The sequence below is a fragment of the Hymenobacter glaciei genome (genome assembly GCF_039539585.1).
GTDB classification, from domain to species: domain Bacteria; phylum Bacteroidota; class Bacteroidia; order Cytophagales; family Hymenobacteraceae; genus Hymenobacter; species Hymenobacter glaciei.
In genome coordinates, this window is sequence record NZ_BAABDK010000001.1 from 182,020 (window position 1) to 198,182 (window position 16,163).

A 16,163-nucleotide genomic window follows, 5' to 3' on the forward strand; every position below is an offset into this window, starting at 1 on the left:
GACTGGATTAAAAGAACATAGAAAAGGGTAAGCTTCAGGCAACCGAAACAGCTTTTGGGCCGAGTTCGGAGGCAGGCATCTTTTCTTCAACCGCTTTTCTTCACCTCATTTTTCCGTCATGCTCAAAAACCTACTCTGTTCCCTGGCTGCAGTGCTGCTGCTGGCAACGCCCCGGCTGGCTTCGGCCGACCACCTGCGACCCCACCTGCTGCTTTCCGCCCGCCTCAGCGGGGCCGAGGAAGTACCGGCCGTGGCCACCAGCGCCCAGGGCGTGGCGGCCATCACCGTCAACGCCACGCGCGACACCATCTTCATCCAGGCGGCCTTCAGCGGGCTGAGTGGGGCCGTTACCGGGGTGCATTTTCACGATGCTCCGGCCGGCGCCAACGCCCCGGTGAGCGTGAACTTGCTGAGCATGCTGCGGGGCAACCGCCTCTCAGGTTTCCTGGCCGGCACCCAGGTTACGCCCAACCGCATTGCCCTGCTGCTGCGTGGGCTGGTGTATTTGAACGTGCACACCGCCGCCAACCCCGGCGGCGAAATCCGGGGCCAGGTGCTGGTGGAGTCCGACGGCGCCCTGGCGGGGGTACTGAGCGGAGCCCAGGAAGTGCCGGCCGTGGCTACCAGCGCTTCCGGCCTGGGCGTCTTCAACCTAAGCCAGAACCAGGAAAAGCTTAAATTCCGGGTAGTGGTGAACGGGTTGAGCGGAGCCATTACGGGCGCGCACTTCCACATTGGAGCCCCCGGCACCAACGCCCCCGTGGCCCTGAGCCTGCTGCCATTCCTCACGGGCAACGTGCTGGACGGTGAAATCTCCTCGACGGGCACCAGCCCCCAGCTCACGCCCACGCTGCTGGCGGCCCTGGTGCAGGGCGGGGTGTACATCAACTTCCACACCGCCGGTAACCCAGGCGGTGAGATTCGGGCGCAGGTGCTGCCCGTGCGCCGGGTGCTGCCCCTCGATGCCCGCTTCGACGGCGCGCAGATGGTGCCGGCCGTGTCCTCCACTGCTTCGGCCGTGGCCGTAGGCCGACTGGTGGGCACCCTGGATACCCTCCGGGTGCAGGTGGCCCACACGGGTCTAAGTGGTGCGCCCGTAGCCCTCAACCTCTATGCTGCCAACGCGGGCGTGGCCAACACGCCCGCCAACCTGCTCGCTACCGTGCCCGCGGTAACGGGCACCAGTGGCAACACCGTTGGCAACGTGACCACCTTTGAGATTACGGCGCCCGTCCTCACGCCTGCTTTCGTCAACCTGCTGCTTAATACCGGCATCAACGCCGTGCTCACCACTGCCGCCAACCCCAATGGCGAAGTGCGCGGCCAGGTGCTGCGCCTCGCCCGCGAAGGCTACACCATTGTGCTGAACGGCGCCCAGGAGCGCCCCACGCCCGTGGTTACCGCCGGCTACGGCGTGAGCGTGGTCAGCATCGACCGCGACCAGGACAACGCGCACTTTATGAGCGTGTGGGGCGGCCTGAGCGGCCCGGCTACCGCCGGCCACTTCCACGTAGGCTCGGCCGCGCAGTCGGGAGCGGTGATTTACAGCTTAGTCCCGTTTTTTGACAACCCCACCAACCCGACCGCGCTCTACGGCTACTGGAGAAGCACCGACACCACGCCCTTTACGACGGCACGCTCACTGGATTTCCGCAACGAGAACATTTACCAGAACCTGCACACGGCGGCCAACGGCGGCGGCGAAATCCGGGGGCAGGCCTACCGTGGGGCGCGCAACCTGCAGGTAGTGCTGGGCACCCAGCCAGCCGCCGTTGCGGCCGAAACATTCGGCACCTCCCCCAACCCCTTCGGCTCGGTGCTCACGCTCGCGTTTGAGGCCCGGGCTACTGGCCCAGGCCAGCTGCGCGTGACCGACGTGCTGGGCCGCGAGGTGACCCGGCAGCCGGTGGCGGTGCGGGCGGGTGCCAATGCCCTGCCGCTGGCCTTCCCAGGCCTGCGCCCCGGCCTGTATCTGCTGGTGCTGCAGGTGGGCGACACTCAGCTCACCACCCGCATCGTTAAGGAATAAGAACCCGGCACCAACTGCTTGATGCTGAAAACAAAGGCTGTTCGGGCTTTAAATCGAGTAGGGTCAAAAATTTTCGCAACGCGTGGAATTTTTTGGTTCAGTTATTGTTGGCATCATCGTGAAAGAATAGTTTTTTAAGGTGTTTTGGTATGGAAAGAGGCGCTCCTTTGGGGCGCCCCTTTTTTTGTGCGGTGGGAGCTGTAAGGTTGGGCAGAATAAGCCGTCAGGTAGGGTGGCGAGGGCCGAGGTACCTTGCAGCGATTCTTGCATCAACCTGGATATTATGAAGCAGCTTGTCGAAAAGCATCCGCTGGCCATCCGCTGGTTTCACTGGGTCAATTTCCCAGTGCTCAGCTTGATGATTTGGAGCGGTATGTGGATTTATTGGGCCAACGACGTGTACCGCCTGGGCTGGGGCAAAACCACGCTGGTCAAGTTCTTCCCGCAGTCTTTTTACGCAGCCTTTCATCTCGACCACAAGCTGGCCCAAGGCATGAGCTGGCACTTTGTGCTGATGTGGGTATTTTTCCTGAATGGGCTGTTGTACGTGCTGTACACCATTTTCTCGGGCGAATGGCGCTACCTGCTGCCCACCCGGCATTCCTTCCGCGAAGCGGTGCTGGTGACGCTGCACGACTTGGGCCTCTACAAAAAGCCGCTGCCAGTGCGCAAGTTCAACGGGGCGCAGCAGATTGCCTACACTTCAGTTATCATCATGGGGGTAGGCTCGCTGCTCACCGGGCTGGCTATTTATAAGCCCACGCAGTTTGGCTGGCTCACGCAGCTGCTGGGTGGCTACGAGTTTGCCCGCATCACCCATTTCGCGCTCACGATTGGCTACGTGCTGTTTTTCATCGTGCACATTGCCCAGGTAGTGCGCGCCGGCTGGAATAATTTCCGGGCTATGGTGGCCGGCTTCGAGATGGTGGAAGTTGACCCCGCCACGCGGCAGGTGGTGGCCGGCCCCACCTCGCTGCCCGCCGCCGATGCTTCCCTCAAGCCCAATTCTTTGCCCCGCTCGTGATTACGCCTGACCAAAACCCCGTGCCTGCTACTCCGAATCCCGCGCCCGAAACCCCGCTCCAATCCGAAGCGCAAGTGCTGGCCGAGGCCCGCCGCCGCTCGCGCCGCTCGTTCATTGGACTGGGCCTGGCCGGCCTGGCCGGGCTGGGTGGTTGGAAGTGGCTGGTTTCGCAGCCCGACGATTCCGGCATTCCGCACCCGTTGCGTCAGGCGCTTGATGCCAACGGCCGCCTCAGCCAGGCTTATTTCAAGGAAACGCGCTTAGCCCCCGAGTTTGCCCGCAGCCGCGCCAAAACCCCGCGCGTGAATGGCCGCGTGGGCCTTGATGACGCGTTGGACCCCGCCGCCTGGCGCATGCGCGTGCAGGGCTATGGTACCAGCAAAACCCAGGAGTTTACGCTGGCCGAAATTCAAGCCCTGCCCAAGGTGGAAATGACGACCGAGCTCAAGTGCATTGAGGGTTGGAGCATTGTGGTGCATTGGGCCGGGACGCGGCTTTCCGACTTCCTGGCGAAGTATCCGCTGGCAACCCGCAGCGGCCAGCCAGCCGACCCACTCAACCCGCCGGCCGACCTCGCGCCCTACGTGGGCATGCTGACGCCCGACGAAAAATATTACGTGGGCCTTGACATTGCCAGTGCCCTGCACCCGCAAACCCTGCTATGCTACGAAATGAACGGCCAGCCACTCACGGCTGAGCACGGCGCGCCGGTTCGGCTGGTTACGCCGCTCAAGTATGGCATCAAGCACCTCAAGCGCATTGGCACTATTGCCTTTGCAGATTCCCGGCCCAAAGACTACTGGGCCGAGCTGGGGTACGACTGGGACTCGGGACATTAGAAAAAAAATGAGGGGTTGAGCCAGAGGTTTTGTCCACGCTACGTGCGCAAACGGAAACTCCGGCTCAACCCCTCGTCGCTAATGGACCACCCGAAGTTCGAGACGGGCTGGGGCGCTGCTCGTGGCGGGCACCTGCCAGGCCCCAACGCGGCTCGGGCCATAGCCCAAGTTCACTTTCACCCACTCGTCGCGGGTTGGCAGCATGCCAATGATTTCCTGTTCCAGTTGAGCCAGCTGCTGGCGCAGCTGCTCGGGGCTCGCGGTTTCGCCAACGGTGCCCGGAGCCGATGCCTGGGTTATGCGTCGTAAAGATTTTTCGGTTTCGAGGTAGAGGTTCACTTTTTCTTCAAGGGGAAGAAGAGCGGGGTCCAGGTAGTCGAGGTTGGAGGCCATGAGCGGGGGAGGGGAGTCAGAATTAAATGGCGAACCGGAGCCAGCCGATGGCTACCGGAACGGCGGACGCGCCCGAAAAGATACAGCAGCGGCTGGGGAGCCTTACTGAGGCTTAATCGGTGCACTGGCAGTGGCCGGGCGGTTGCGCTGGCATTTTTCGCCGCAGTACTTCACCTCGTCCCAGTTGGCGCGCCACTTTTTGCGGTACTCGAACGGACGGCCGCAGGTGACACAGATTTTGGTGGGCAACTGGCCTTTACGCAGTTTGGTGGGCAGCATGGCAGTAACTTCTGGGGTTGATTACTGGCCAAACGCCCACACCCGCCGCGAAGTTTTGGGTAATTTTGCGTGGCTCTGGCCCCGCGCTGCCGTAATAGCAGGGGCGGGGACTGGCTCCGGCCGCTGCGGCCCCGCTTTCACCTCTTCGACTCATGACTACGACTTCCGCTCCCGACATTCTGGGCCAAGCCTTGCTGGACTATCACCACGGCAAGCACAAAGCAACCGTTACGGTGCATTGCTCGGCAGCCGATGACGAGCCGCTGCCCGCGTCCTATTTCTTCCGCACGCTGATGCAGATGCCCGAGCTGGAGCGCCTCGCGCTTGACGAAGCGCGGGGCCGCGTGCTCGACCTTGGGGCCGGCGCTGGTTGCCACACCCTGGAGCTGCAAAGCCGGGGCTTCGATTTCGTGAAGGCCGTGGATGTTTCGGCCGGAGCGGCGCAGGTGATGACCGAGCGCGGCGTGCAGGTAGTGGCCCGCCACGACCTGTTTGCCCCACTGCCCGCCACGGAGCTGCCCTACGATACCATTCTGCTGCTGATGAACGGCCTGGGTTTGGCCGGTACCCTCGACGGCCTCGACAAATTCCTGGCCCACGCCCGCACCCTGCTGGCCCCCGGCGGCCAGATTCTGGCCACGTCGTCCGATGTGCGCTACCTCTACGAAGACGAGGATGGCGCGCTGGTGCTCAACCTCAACGGCCCATATTATGGCGAGGTCGAGTACACGCTCAGCTACCAGGGCAAGTCGGGCGAGCCCTTCCCTTGGCTGTTTGTGGATGCGGCCCTGCTGAACGACGCGGCCGAAACCGCCGGCTACACCGCCGAGTTTCTCAGTGAAGATGAAAACGACCAATACCTCGTGCGCCTGATGCCCATGGGGGCATAGTTGCCCGTTGTTAGTTGTCTGTTGTTGGTGAATATTCCCAACTAACAGATTCCTGACAACTGATAACGAATAACCAACAACGAAAGAATGACCAACGCCATTACCTACCGCACCCGCTGGGCCGATATGGACCCCAACGGCCACATGCGCCACTCCGCCTACGCCGACTACGCCGCCGACCAACGCCTCGTACTGCTGGCCGAATGGGGCTACGACATCAAGGAGTTTGCCCGGCTGCGCCTCGGCCCCATCCTATTCCGCGAGGAAACCGTGTTTCTGAAAGAGGTGCACATCGGCGAAGAAATTCGCGTGGACAGCCGCCTGCGCAGTGTGAACGACGACGGCACCCGCTGGAGCATCCTGCACACCATCTACAAAGCCGATGGCCGCGTGGCCGCCACCGTCACCGTCGACGGGGCCTGGCTCGACCTCGACAAGCGCAAGCTCACCACGCCGCCAGCCGAGCTGGCCGAGAGTTTCCGGGCGCTGCCCCTTTACGAAGCCCCGGTTAAATAGCGCAGTCAGCTAAAGTCAGGCTGAACGCAGTGAAGCACCTTCATTACGTCAGAACAGTTTGTTCCGGCGTGATAAGGTGCTTCACTGCGTTCAGCCTGACAAACGTTAAACCGGTTCTCGTTTTTACGCCTGTGCATCGGCGGTGCGCACCGGGCCGGCTGGCCGTAGCGCTTTGGTGATGCGCGCCATTTGCTGCTGGTGGTGCAGCAAGTGGTCGACCAAATGCTCCATTACCTGATAAATGGTGATGCGGCCCGAGCGCGGGTGCGGAAATACGGCCCGGTTCAGCTGGCGGCTCGGAAACTCGTTGAGCAGCCGCTCGAGCTGGCGGCGCGAGGCCTCCCAGGTTTTGCGCATTTCGGGCAGCGTGGGCACCTCGCCGGTATCGGTGAGGGTGGCCACCCCGCGCGGCGCTTTGAATTTCAAGCCGGGCAGCCGCAGCATCAGCCGCACAAATTGCACCCGCAGGCGGGTAAAGAGGCTGATTTTGGGCAGCAGCTCATCCGACTGAAGTTTCTTCTGGACGTACTGAATGATGTTGCCTTCGATGAAGAGCAAGTGGTGCACCACCTGCACCGCCGACCATTTGCCGGCCGCCGGAGCTTTGGTTTTATCCGCTCCCAGCGCTTCGGCCGAGGCAATGAGCTGTTCAGTGGCGCGCTCGAGCTGTTCGAACTTGAGATGCAGGCGGTGGTTCATGCGGGTGGGGAGCAGTAAGGCGACCAGACTGGCCGGGTGGGGCGCAAAAGGTACGGCAACATTTTGGATGCCGGTTTGGCCGGCTGGTGGCTGGCCTTGTGTTCCGGCGCGGGTGGATGAAGCCGGCTGCCTAGTTTTGCGGCGCTTATGCCCCAGGTTCCTTCCTTGTTTCGCGTGCCGTGGTTGTGGCAGTGGCGCGCGCTGGCCACGCTGGCGGTCTACGCCGCCTACCTGCCCCTGAGCGGCTACGGGCCCGCCCAGTTTCGCTTCGACGCGGCCGAGTATTGGGAGCTGTCGCTGAAGTTCACGCCGCCTGGCGGGTTTTCGCTGCTGGCATTCGATGAGCCCCTGCGCGGCTACCTGGGGCCCCTGCTGGTACTGCCGGCGCGGCTGCTGTGTCATTTCACGGGTTGGAGCATGCTCACCGGCGCGCGGGTGCTGGGGGCGGGCTGGGCCGCCCTGCTCTTTGGGGTTGCCATTCCGGAGCTGTGGGCGCGCGCCAGCGGCCGTACCCTGAGCGGCGGCCGCTGGTTAGTGCTGCTGGGGTTGGGTTTTATCTTTTGGCGGGACTACTTTAACTTCACCCTCAGCGACATGCCGGCGCTGGTGTTGCTGCTGTTGGGGGCAGCGGTGCTTGGCCGGCGCGGCTGGGCCTGGGCGAGTGTAGCGGGCTTGCTGCTGGTGGCAGCCGTCAATATTCGGCCCATTTACATTGCCTGTTTGCCCGGCGTACTGTGGCTGCTGGCTGGTTACGGCCGGGGCCTGGCGCGACCGCAAGTCGCGAAGTCGCTAGTCGCGTTAGTCGCGGGGGTGGTGCTGGCGTTGCTGCCGCAGGTGCTCATCAACCAGCGCCATTTCGGCCAAACCAGTCCGTTGGTGTTGGCTCAGCGGCCCGGCAAGGAACCGCTCTACCTGCGGCAGCTGGCTTGGGGCACCGCATATCAGCGCTACGAAACCAGCTTGGTGCCCGCCATTCCCCGCTCGTTGGTATATGCCGACTCGGCCGGACAACGGACGCTGGCAGCGCAGTCCGCTGGGCGTTTCAACAGCTACAGCGAGTTTCTATATTTCCTAGTTCGACACCCATTCACCAGCGTTGCACGCTACGCTCGTCACCTATTCAACGGCCTCGACATCCGTTACCCCACGCCATACCCCACGCGCCTGCACCCGCCCGGCCAAGCGGCCTTGCGCCTGCTTAATTATGCGCTGTTGGGACTGGGCCTGTGGCTGGCGTGGGCTAGTTGGTGGAATCCCGGCAAATCGAGTTCGCCTGTTAATTCTGCCGGTTCAGTTTCGCCATGCGCCGTACTGCTGGCTCTGCTGCTACCATGTTTACTTGCGCTGCCTACCTTGATGGAGTGCCGCTTCCTGCTGCCGCTGCACCTGTTGTTGCTGACGGGCGTAGCTACCACGTGGCAGCCGCGAGCGTGGTGGCGCAGCTTGGGCGGGCCGGTGCGGCAACTAGCCATGCTGATGCTCGCTGCTGGCTGGCTCTGGGGCTGCTGGCAATTATCGGAAGCAACGGCCGGGCAGCTTCGGCCGCCAAGTGAGGCGCCGCAGTAGCAATACGGCTGTTGTTATGAGCCATCTGTCATTGCGAGCGTAGCGTGGCAATCCTTCCTCTTGAAGCGACCAGTTCTGAAATGTGATAAGCCTTCGTTGCACCGAAATGTAAAACGAACAAAGCCCCGGCACTTCGCAGAGCCGGGGCTTTGTTCGTTTTACATTAGCCACTGAGAGAGGAAGGCATGCTGCGCTTCGCTCGCAATGACAGTCGTCACACTTTGGCGTAGGTCACTTCCTTCACCGCTTTCACTACGCGGGCCACGTTGGGCAGCGAGGCTTCGATGAGGGTGGGCGCGTAGGGCAGGGGCACGTCGGCGCAGGTGATGCGGATAACGGGCGCATCGAGGTGGTCGAAGGCGCGGCGCTGCACGATGTAAGCCAGCTCGCTCGAGATGCTGGCCAGGGGCCAGGCTTCTTCGATAACCACCATGCGGTTGGTTTTCTTCACCGAGTTCACCAGCGTATCGTAGTCAATCGGGCGCACCGAGCGCAGGTCGATAACTTCGGCTTCGATGCCTTCCTTCGCCAGCTCGTCGGCGGCAGTGTAGGCAATTTTCATCATTTTGCCGAAGCTCACGAGTGTTACGTGTTTGCCTTCGCGCACAATGTTCGCCTTGCCGATTTCGAGGAGGTACTCTTCTTCGGGTACTTCGCCCTTGTCGCCGTACATCAGTTCCGATTCCATGAAGATTACCGGGTCGGGGTCGCGGATGGCGGCTTTCAGCAGGCCCTTGGCGTCGTAGGGGTTCGAGGGAACCACCACTTTCAGGCCGGGCGTGTTGGCGAACCAGTTCTCGAAGTTCTGCGAGTGCTGGCTGCTCAGCATGCCGGCGTTGCCCGTAGGGCCGCGGAAGACGATGGGACAGGAATACTGGCCTCCCGACATCGAGTAAAGCTTAGCAGCCGAGTTGATTACTTGGTCGATGGCTACCAACGAGAAGTTGAAGGTCATGAATTCGATGATGGGAATCAGCCCGTTGGCCGCCGCACCCACGCCGATACCGGCGAACCCAAGCTCAGCAATCGGGGTGTCAATCACGCGCTCGGGGCCGAACTCGTCGAGCATGCCCTGGCTTACTTTGTAGGCACCGTTGTACTGGGCCACTTCTTCGCCCATCAGGAACACCCGCGGGTCGCGGCGCATTTCTTCGGACAGGGCCTCGCGCAAGGCCTCACGGAATTGAATCTGACGCATGTTTTTCGTTTGGTAAAGCCGCAATTGGGCCGTCTGGCAAAGCTACAACAGGCGGGGGCGTCGGGCAAACTATAGGGTAGGAGGGCGTGGGGGTAGGAGGGTAGGGGTTATTAACTGCTGTTAGGCGGTCTGAGAGTAGCGCGAACTTTCAGTTCGCGTCCCCGCGCCGTTGGAATGGCTTTAACGGCGTGGAGACGCGAACTGAAAGTTCGCGCTACGGCCTAGCGGGCTCCTCAAACAAGGTCTGCGTAACGTCAGTTATTAAATGGAACACACAACTCCTGCCCTCATACCCTCCTAACCACATGTCCTATTTCAACGCCTCCTTAAACACCTTGCCCTGGGCATAATCCTGAAACTCCAGCTCCTCGACGGCGCGCTGGGCGTAGCTGCGGTCGAGGGCCACGGCTTGCTTGAGCAGGGTGCCGGCGGTGGCCTCGTCCTTTTGCCGGGCGGCTACCACCGCCAGGCCGTAGACGGGCGCGGCGGCAGCAGGGCGCAGGCTCTGGGCCATGCGATACTGCTCCTGGGCCAACTCGTAGTGCTCGCGGCCCACTTCGATGAGGGCGCGGTTGAGGGCGTTCTGGTAGCTGGGGCCGGCGTATTGCAGGCTGCGCAGGGCTTCATCGGGCTGGCCTACTTCAATTTCGAGGGCGGCGCGGTCGGAAAACACCTTGCGCAGCAGGGGCCGGTCGCCGCCTAGCTTGATGGCGTAGTCGTAGTTCTGCAGGGCTTCGAGGCGGTCGCCGGCGCGGTGATAGGCGGTAGCGGCGTGGTAGAAGAACTCGGCCGTGGGGTGGCGGTGGGCGGCCAGCGTGAAGTTGGTGCCCGCGCGGCGGTAGTAGGCTTTTTGAATTTTATCGGTGGGCTCTTTTTCGGCCCGTTGCAGCAGGATTACCCCCAGGTTGTGGAAGGCCTCCCAACTGCCAGTGCTGGCGGCCGAAACTTCGTAGATGCGCTGCTTTTCGGCCAGTAGCGGCGTGAGGTTGGCCGAGTAGCGCAACTCCTCGGGCGTGAGGGCGTCGGCTTCGGTTTGCTTCTCCACAATCTTTTTCGAGAGCAGGTACAACTCCGAATTGTAGCGCGGCGGCGCGGTGTAGGTCACGGCCACGGTGCCAAAGCGCAACACGGGGTAGATGTACTGCTCGATGTAATCGAAGTAGGTGAGCCGGTGCAGGGCCTTTTCCTTGGTTTCGAAGCTGCCTTTGGTGTCGTTGATGATGGTGATGACCGAATCTATTTGGTCCGGCTTGAGGGCCGAGGTGGTGACCTTTTGCAGGAAGGTATCCCACTTGCGCACGTGGGCCAGGGTGTCGAAGCGAATGTTCTCGTTCTTATTCAGATACGAGAAGTTCTTCACGCGCTGCTTGTAGTAGTAAAGCAGCATGCGCACGCGCTTGCTGGCCAGCAGACGGTTGTGCGCGTCGGTCGAATCGGGCGAGTGGCCGGCGATGATGAGCACCTGCCTGGTGTGCTGATTGGCGTCAATCAGGTCTTCCAGCGCCTGCACGTTGGTGCCCAGGTAGCCGCGAATAAACCACTGGTCCTCATCAAAGAAGAAAGGCAGCACGCGGGTGCCACTCGTTACGTTGCTGGCCTTTTCGGGCAGCAGGGTCAGCACGGTGTCTTCGCGGAAGACGAGGCGGGCGGGGTCGGCAATGCCACGGGCTACGCGCACATCGTCGGGACCGCGCAGGGTTTTGCCGTTCTTCTTCAGCTCGCGCACCTGGCCGTGGGCCAGCAACTCGCCGGGGTTGCGGCCGGGCGTATTGGGGATGGTGAAGCGCTGGGTGGCGACCAGCAGCTTCTTGTTATCGTCGTCGTAAACGTAGTTGCCCGGCGTGAAGGTGAGGCGGCCAAGGGTGTCTTCGCGCAGGCCGTGCTCGTAGCGGTAGCGCAGCAGCAGCTCATATGCCACGCCCTTGCGCAGGTGGGCGGCGGGCACGCGGGCTACCACTTCGAAGGGCACCGCCTCGCCGGAGGCGGTGAGGACTGGTGGCCGGGTACTTACCGAGCGGCCGGTTTCGGCTTGCTTCAGCACCTTGGGTAGGGGGGAGCAAGCAGCCAGCCCGGCGGTGGCAGCTAGCAACCCATAGGCCAGCGGCCGCAAAGAATTACTCATCAAATCGTGCAACGCGGAAAATCAAAATTCAACCTTAACAACGAAAAATCCGTTGAATTAGTCGAAGTCGGGGCGGCGAAATTACACTGCCGAGCTTGCCCTGAGCCTTCGAATGCTTTATCTTAGCCCAGACAAACTGTTTTTCGTTAGCCGACCTGCACTATGAAACGCTTCACCGACTACCTCGAATCGCAGTCCTTTGGTCTTTGTTCGGCCCTGGCTCAAAAGTGGGGGTTCAGCACTCGCAGCGTGCGGCTGTCGTTTGTGTACGCCTCTTTTTTCACCTTCGGCTCGCCCATTGTGCTCTACTTTGCCGGGGCATTCTGGATGGACGTGCGCCGGGCTATGCGCCAGCAGCGCAGCACCGTTTGGGATTTATAATAGCTGACCTGCTGGTTAGTTAAGGCGTCGTTTTTTCCGGTTCAGGATTAGTTTTGGGCTCGGTAGCTGCTGGTTGCAGGCGGGGCCCTTCGGCGCGGCGTTTCTCCTGGCGCTTGGCCTCTTTGCGGCGCTGCCGCTCGTCGTGGTTAGGGTTGCGCTTCTTGGTTTTGTGCTTGTCGCTGTGCTTGACGTGCTTATTGGAGTGCTCCGACTGTTTGGTTTTTGACTTGCTGACGTGCCCGATGCGGTGAAACCACTGCGCTGCTGCCGGAGCAGCCGAAACCAATGTCAGCAGCAGGCTGGCAACCAGTAGGAGCAGGGATTTTTTCATATCGGATTAAACCGGGAAAAGTTGAAGAGCCGCAAAAATAGAGGCGTGACGGGCCATTACAATCCTAGAGGAGAAGGAAAGTGAAAACGGTGGATAGCAGGCGTTATCCAGATAATGCTTTCGTTGGAATGACAATGTCACTGCCATTAGCGCAGCCCCAGTTCTGAGAACTTCCGCTTGCCTCGGGCGAAATACGCCCACACCAAGCTGCCGTTGTACACCCCGGCCCGTTCCCGCATGCACAGGTGGGGCTTGGCTGCCGCCCGCCGTGCCCGCCAATAGCCAAATTTGCCGTAGAAGCTGAAGTGGGCCCGCAGCACCGCCCGGAAGTTGCCAAACTCGCCGGCCAGCAAAAACCGCAGGCCCGCCACACCATCGAGCACGAGGCGCTGGAACATGGGGCCAAGCAGTTCGCCGGGCGCGGCATTTTTGTAAAGCAGCGCCAAGCCGTTGCGGAAATTGAGGTAGGTTTTGCGGGGGTTGGTTTTGGGCAGGGTGCCGCCCCCCACGTGGTGCACGGCACTGCCGCCGTGGTACCACACCTCATGGCCCGCGTTCTGCAGGCGCCAGCAGAAGTCTATTTCCTCCATGTGCGCGAAAAAAGCGGGCTCGAAACCGCCCAACTCCAGCCAGGCGGTGCGGCGCAGCAGCACGCAGGCGCCGCTGGCCCAAGCCACCGGGCGCGGGTCGTCGTACTGGCCGAGGTCTTTTTCGAGGGTATCGAAGAGGCGGCCGCGGCAGAACGGGTAGGCCAGGCGGTCGAGGTAGCCGCCGCCGCCGCCGGCGTGCTCAAACAGGGTAGGGTCGGCGTGAGCCAGCACTTTGGGCTGCACCGCCGCAATGCGCGGGTTGGCTTCGAGCAGGCCGCGCAGGGGGCGCAGCCAGCCCAAGGTCACTTCCACGTCCGAATTCAGCAGCACGAAAAACGGGCTGTCGACCTGCGCCAACGCCTGGTTGTAGCCCTCGCAGAAGCCGAAGTTGCGCTCCAGCAGCAGCAACTCCACGGTTGGAAAGTCGCGGGCCAACAACTCAATGGAATCGTCAGTTGAGGCGTTGTCGGCCACGATGACGCGCGCGCCATCGGCGTGGGCGAGCACCCCGGGCAGGAAGCGGGCCAGAAAGCCTGCCCCATTCCAGTTCAGAATGACAATGGCCACGTCGGCGCAAGGTTTTGATGAAGAAGGAGGAATGAAGAAAGAGGCATTTTCTTCAGCCATAATTCTTTCTTTGCCGCCCGTTTGGACCGCATCCAATTCCTCATTCCTCATTCCCAATTCTTCATTAAGCGCAGCGTCCACGTTAGGCTCCAAAACCACTCAAATCGAGGCCGGGCACGTTGGGCATCAGGCCGCTGGTTTTGCGTTTTAGCTCCTGGGCGGCCAGTTCGGCGGCTTCGTCGAGGGCCTTGTTCACGGCGGCCACCACCAGGTCGGCCAGCATGTCGCGGTCCTGCGGGGTGAGCAGCGTTTCGTCGATTTCGAGCTTGAGGATTTTGCGGTGGCCGTTGGCTGTGGCGCGCACCAGGCCGCCGCCTGATTCGCCCGTAGCGGTGAGGTGCTGGATTTCCTGCTGGGCTTGCTGCATCTTGTCCTGCAGCTCTTTCACTTTGCCCATCATGCCGGTGATGTCGAATGCCATATTATTAGTTGTCTTAAGTATTGGTTGTTCGTTTTCTGTGAACAGCGGGCAGGCCCAAAAGGATGCCCTTCACACCTATTTGATACGGAATCTTCCCGTAAAGTTGGTGGCTGGCGCGGGTTTTAGCCCGAGCCGCTTATTTGCTTGCAGTCGCTGAGTTAGCACTCGACGACCTTATGCCAGGCGTAAACAGGCATCGTTACTTCAGAATAGTTACGGCGCCCGAGCGTGAGAACGGCTGGCCATCGTCTGCCGTTTGCTGGAAGCGCCACACGTAGCTGCCCGGCACGGGCGCATGGCCGGCTATGCGGCCGTCCCATACGTCGCTGCGCTGCCTGCCCCGAAAAACCTCCTGCCCGTTGCGGTCTACGACCACGAAAGTATAGTTACCCAGGAAACGACCCTTTACCTCAAGCACGTCGTTCAGTCCGTCGCCGTTGGGCGTGAAGGCGGTAGGAATCGTCAGGCTGGGCGTCCGCGTTACGCTCGCCAGGTTGGAGTAACTGAACGTGCCAGTCGGTAGCCCCGCGCCGCTGATTTGCAGGCGATAACGAATGGTTTGGTCGGTGGGCGGCGCCAAGTCGCTGTACGAACCCCCACTCACGGGCTGGGTACTGCGCACCGTGCCGTCGGGCGCTAGGCGCTGGAGCAGGTAGCTAACTGGCTGGCTGGCATCGGGGCCGCTGAATGGGGTCCAGGTAAGGGTAGCGGCAGTGCCATCGGGGCCCGCCGGCTCAGCCGTGAGCAGGCTCGGGCAGGCAGGAGCGCTCGGCGGCGAGGCGTTGCCGCACACATCGAGCAGGCGCACGGTGTAGCAGGGCAAGGCGGCGCGCAAAGCACCCAGGTCGGCTGAGTCGCGCGGGGCACGTAAGGTCGTGGCAGTGCCAAAATCGGTGGTAGCCGTGCCGGTGGTGCGGCTGTAGCGCAGGCTGCTGCCAGCTGGTAAAGCCGGGGGCGAAAGCAGCGGCATTAATTCCACTACGTTGCGCAGGTTGAAGCTGGCCACCAGCTTCGGCTGCTGCGGCGGCAGCGCCGACACGGTAGTGATGCGCACTTGGTTCGAGATGGCATCGCCGCCACCGGGCTGCCGGGCCGTGACCACGTAGGTGTAGGTGCTGCCGCACTGCACGTCGGCATCTTCCAGGCCGCCCGGAATGGAAGTGAGCGTTGTTATGAGTTGCCCGTTGCGCGTCACGGTATACGTATTGCCAGCGCCGGCATCGGCCAGCAGCAGCTGGTTGCGGTTGCTAGTCGAGCTACCACTTAAGCTTAGGGTGCAGATGAGGGGCGAGGCAGCCGGGCTGGTGCCGCACAAATCGGTGCGGAATATGCGATAGCAGCCCGCTGCTGGGGCCGGTAGGCTGATGGTAGTGCTGCCTGGAGACACCGTAGCCACGTCGCGGAAGCCTCCAGGTGCGGTAGCGTCCGCGATTTGCAAACTGTACTGGTAGTCGGCTGGCAGATTGCCGACGGCTAAGGTAGCCGCGCCGCCGGGCAGTGGCCCCGCCAGCGTGAGACTGCTGAATCTGGGCGTAACCGGCGCGGCGGTAGCCCGAATAGTCTGGGTATTGCTACTCTCACAGGCTTCCGTAATGGTGTAGCGGCCAGTTACGGTGATACTGGTAGCGCCGGCCGGCACGGCTAATACAGTGGCTTGGTTGCGGAGAATCGGCTGGGCTGGTCCGCTGCCTGCCTGCACCAGGTACGCATCAAATTTGGTGTCGGTAACCGTGACCAGGGCCGAACCGGTGGGGCAGGGCGCGATGGTGAAAGGCGGCGGGCTGGTGTCATACACCCGAAAGGTGCGGATAAAGTATTTGCTTACACCCGCTTCATTACCTAGCTCTGAGACCGTCACCATACCAACCTCTGCCAAAGTAGGCGTGTAGAAGTAGGGGTAGATGCGATTGGGTGTGCAGGCAGGAAATGTATTGCCCAAGCCTGGCAACACCCCGTAGTAAATGGGATTGTCGTAAATCCGAACGTCGCGGGTGGGGCAGGGCTGAAATTTTACCCGCTTGCCAACGCACAAGGCCGTCACAGATAATCCATTGTCATCAATGGCTTCGAACGTGCAGGCAGGTGGGCTGGGCGACAGGCAGGATTGCGCCCGCACAGCGCCAGCCCCTCCGAGCCACAGCATCAGTATAAAAAAGCAGCAGTTCAGAAGTCTCATAAGCAGCAGTTGCGGCGCTGTAACGCGCTCCCAGCTCAAATCGCGCACGCAGGCCAAACATTTCAGGTCGCCTTTGGGGCAA

16 protein-coding genes are annotated in these 16,163 nt (G+C 61.7%); 7 read left to right on the forward strand and 9 right to left on the reverse strand.

The window, feature by feature from the left end; all coding sequences use genetic code 11:
* Positions 1-118 precede the first annotated feature (118 nt).
* The 3 genes from ABD837_RS00800 to ABD837_RS00810 all read left to right on the forward strand — a co-directional run bounded on the left by ABD837_RS00800 (position 119) and on the right by ABD837_RS00810 (position 3,892).
* Complete coding sequence (locus ABD837_RS00800; RefSeq protein ID WP_345049154.1) at positions 119-2,029, forward strand: CHRD domain-containing protein; 1,911 nt, start codon at positions 119-121, stop codon at positions 2,027-2,029.
* A gap of 283 nt (positions 2,030-2,312) precedes the next feature.
* On the forward strand, positions 2,313-3,053 hold the full coding sequence (locus tag ABD837_RS00805; protein WP_345049155.1) for a cytochrome b/b6 domain-containing protein: 741 nt from the start codon (positions 2,313-2,315) through the stop codon (positions 3,051-3,053).
* The gene (locus tag ABD837_RS00810; protein WP_345049156.1) at positions 3,050-3,892 is read left to right on the forward strand and encodes a molybdopterin-dependent oxidoreductase; all 843 of its coding nucleotides are present in this window, start codon (positions 3,050-3,052) and stop codon (positions 3,890-3,892) included. The genes ABD837_RS00805 and ABD837_RS00810 overlap by 4 nt, the downstream gene beginning before the upstream one ends.
* Positions 3,893-3,970: 78 nt before the next feature.
* On the opposite strand, the gene ABD837_RS00815 is transcribed toward ABD837_RS00810, so the two are convergent.
* Both ABD837_RS00815 and ABD837_RS00820 read right to left on the reverse strand, forming a co-directional pair.
* Positions 3,971-4,285 (reverse strand): hypothetical protein, encoded by a 315-nt coding sequence (locus tag ABD837_RS00815; RefSeq protein ID WP_345049158.1) that lies wholly within the window; start codon positions 4,283-4,285, stop codon positions 3,971-3,973.
* A gap of 102 nt (positions 4,286-4,387) precedes the next feature.
* The gene (locus ABD837_RS00820; RefSeq protein ID WP_345049160.1) at positions 4,388-4,564 is read right to left on the reverse strand and encodes a DUF2256 domain-containing protein; all 177 of its coding nucleotides are present in this window, start codon (positions 4,562-4,564) and stop codon (positions 4,388-4,390) included.
* A 152-nt stretch (positions 4,565-4,716) separates the two neighbouring features.
* Here ABD837_RS00820 and ABD837_RS00825 point away from each other — a divergent pair, with 152 nt between their 5' ends.
* Positions 4,717-5,454 (forward strand): class I SAM-dependent methyltransferase, encoded by a 738-nt coding sequence (locus ABD837_RS00825; protein WP_345049161.1) that lies wholly within the window; start codon positions 4,717-4,719, stop codon positions 5,452-5,454.
* An 87-nt stretch (positions 5,455-5,541) separates the two neighbouring features.
* Entirely contained in the window at positions 5,542-5,970 is a 429-nt protein-coding gene (locus ABD837_RS00830) for an acyl-CoA thioesterase (RefSeq protein ID WP_345049162.1), read from the forward strand.
* Between the two features lie 123 nt (positions 5,971-6,093).
* Here ABD837_RS00830 and ABD837_RS00835 read toward each other — a convergent pair whose 3' ends face one another.
* On the reverse strand, positions 6,094-6,669 hold the full coding sequence (locus ABD837_RS00835) for a DinB family protein (protein WP_345049164.1): 576 nt from the start codon (positions 6,667-6,669) through the stop codon (positions 6,094-6,096).
* Between the two features lie 147 nt (positions 6,670-6,816).
* On the opposite strand from ABD837_RS00835, the gene ABD837_RS00840 reads away from it, so the two are divergent.
* Positions 6,817-8,235, forward strand: coding sequence for a hypothetical protein (locus ABD837_RS00840; RefSeq protein WP_345049165.1), 1,419 nt, complete (start codon positions 6,817-6,819; stop codon positions 8,233-8,235).
* Between the two features lie 214 nt (positions 8,236-8,449).
* Here the strand turns inward: ABD837_RS00840 and ABD837_RS00845 are convergent, their stop codons facing one another.
* Both ABD837_RS00845 and ABD837_RS00850 read right to left on the reverse strand, forming a co-directional pair.
* Positions 8,450-9,457 carry a pyruvate dehydrogenase complex E1 component subunit beta gene (locus tag ABD837_RS00845; RefSeq protein WP_345049166.1) on the reverse strand — a complete coding sequence of 336 codons (1,008 nt, stop codon included), beginning with the start codon at positions 9,455-9,457 and terminating at the stop codon, positions 8,450-8,452.
* A 286-nt stretch (positions 9,458-9,743) separates the two neighbouring features.
* Positions 9,744-11,555: a tetratricopeptide repeat protein gene (locus ABD837_RS00850; protein WP_345049168.1), complete on the reverse strand. Its 1,812-nt coding sequence runs from the start codon at positions 11,553-11,555 to the stop codon at positions 9,744-9,746.
* A gap of 162 nt (positions 11,556-11,717) precedes the next feature.
* On the opposite strand from ABD837_RS00850, the gene ABD837_RS00855 reads away from it, so the two are divergent.
* A complete protein-coding gene (locus ABD837_RS00855) occupies positions 11,718-11,936 on the forward strand; it encodes a PspC domain-containing protein (protein ID WP_345049169.1) in 219 nt (72 codons plus the stop codon).
* 19 nt (positions 11,937-11,955) lie between these two features.
* Here the strand turns inward: ABD837_RS00855 and ABD837_RS00860 are convergent, their stop codons facing one another.
* The 4 genes from ABD837_RS00860 to ABD837_RS00875 all read right to left on the reverse strand — a co-directional run bounded on the left by ABD837_RS00860 (position 11,956) and on the right by ABD837_RS00875 (position 16,048).
* Positions 11,956-12,267 (reverse strand): hypothetical protein, encoded by a 312-nt coding sequence (locus ABD837_RS00860; protein WP_345049170.1) that lies wholly within the window; start codon positions 12,265-12,267, stop codon positions 11,956-11,958.
* Between the two features lie 146 nt (positions 12,268-12,413).
* Complete coding sequence (locus tag ABD837_RS00865; RefSeq protein WP_345049172.1) at positions 12,414-13,424, reverse strand: glycosyltransferase family 2 protein; 1,011 nt, start codon at positions 13,422-13,424, stop codon at positions 12,414-12,416.
* A 142-nt stretch (positions 13,425-13,566) separates the two neighbouring features.
* Positions 13,567-13,905, reverse strand: a complete 339-nt coding sequence (locus tag ABD837_RS00870; protein ID WP_345049174.1) for a YbaB/EbfC family nucleoid-associated protein — start codon at positions 13,903-13,905, stop codon at positions 13,567-13,569.
* Positions 13,906-14,104: 199 nt separating this feature from the next.
* Positions 14,105-16,048, reverse strand: coding sequence for a T9SS type B sorting domain-containing protein (locus ABD837_RS00875; protein WP_345049176.1), 1,944 nt, complete (start codon positions 16,046-16,048; stop codon positions 14,105-14,107).
* Between the last annotated feature and the right edge of the window lie 115 nt (positions 16,049-16,163).

Coding starts and splice junctions, on each gene's coding strand:
- ABD837_RS00825 (WP_345049161.1), top strand. CDS start 4,717: ATGACTACGACTTCCGCTCCCGACATTCTGGGCCAAGCCTTGCTGGAC.
- ABD837_RS00820 (WP_345049160.1), bottom strand. CDS start 4,564: ATGCTGCCCACCAAACTGCGTAAAGGCCAGTTGCCCACCAAAATCTGT.
- ABD837_RS00805 (WP_345049155.1), top strand. CDS start 2,313: ATGAAGCAGCTTGTCGAAAAGCATCCGCTGGCCATCCGCTGGTTTCAC.
- ABD837_RS00850 (WP_345049168.1), bottom strand. CDS start 11,555: ATGAGTAATTCTTTGCGGCCGCTGGCCTATGGGTTGCTAGCTGCCACC.
- ABD837_RS00855 (WP_345049169.1), top strand. CDS start 11,718: ATGAAACGCTTCACCGACTACCTCGAATCGCAGTCCTTTGGTCTTTGT.
- ABD837_RS00830 (WP_345049162.1), top strand. CDS start 5,542: ATGACCAACGCCATTACCTACCGCACCCGCTGGGCCGATATGGACCCC.
- ABD837_RS00860 (WP_345049170.1), bottom strand. CDS start 12,267: ATGAAAAAATCCCTGCTCCTACTGGTTGCCAGCCTGCTGCTGACATTG.
- ABD837_RS00815 (WP_345049158.1), bottom strand. CDS start 4,285: ATGGCCTCCAACCTCGACTACCTGGACCCCGCTCTTCTTCCCCTTGAA.
- ABD837_RS00835 (WP_345049164.1), bottom strand. CDS start 6,669: ATGAACCACCGCCTGCATCTCAAGTTCGAACAGCTCGAGCGCGCCACT.
- ABD837_RS00875 (WP_345049176.1), bottom strand. CDS start 16,048: ATGCTGTGGCTCGGAGGGGCTGGCGCTGTGCGGGCGCAATCCTGCCTG.
- ABD837_RS00840 (WP_345049165.1), top strand. CDS start 6,817: ATGCCCCAGGTTCCTTCCTTGTTTCGCGTGCCGTGGTTGTGGCAGTGG.
- ABD837_RS00870 (WP_345049174.1), bottom strand. CDS start 13,905: ATGGCATTCGACATCACCGGCATGATGGGCAAAGTGAAAGAGCTGCAG.
- ABD837_RS00800 (WP_345049154.1), top strand. CDS start 119: ATGCTCAAAAACCTACTCTGTTCCCTGGCTGCAGTGCTGCTGCTGGCA.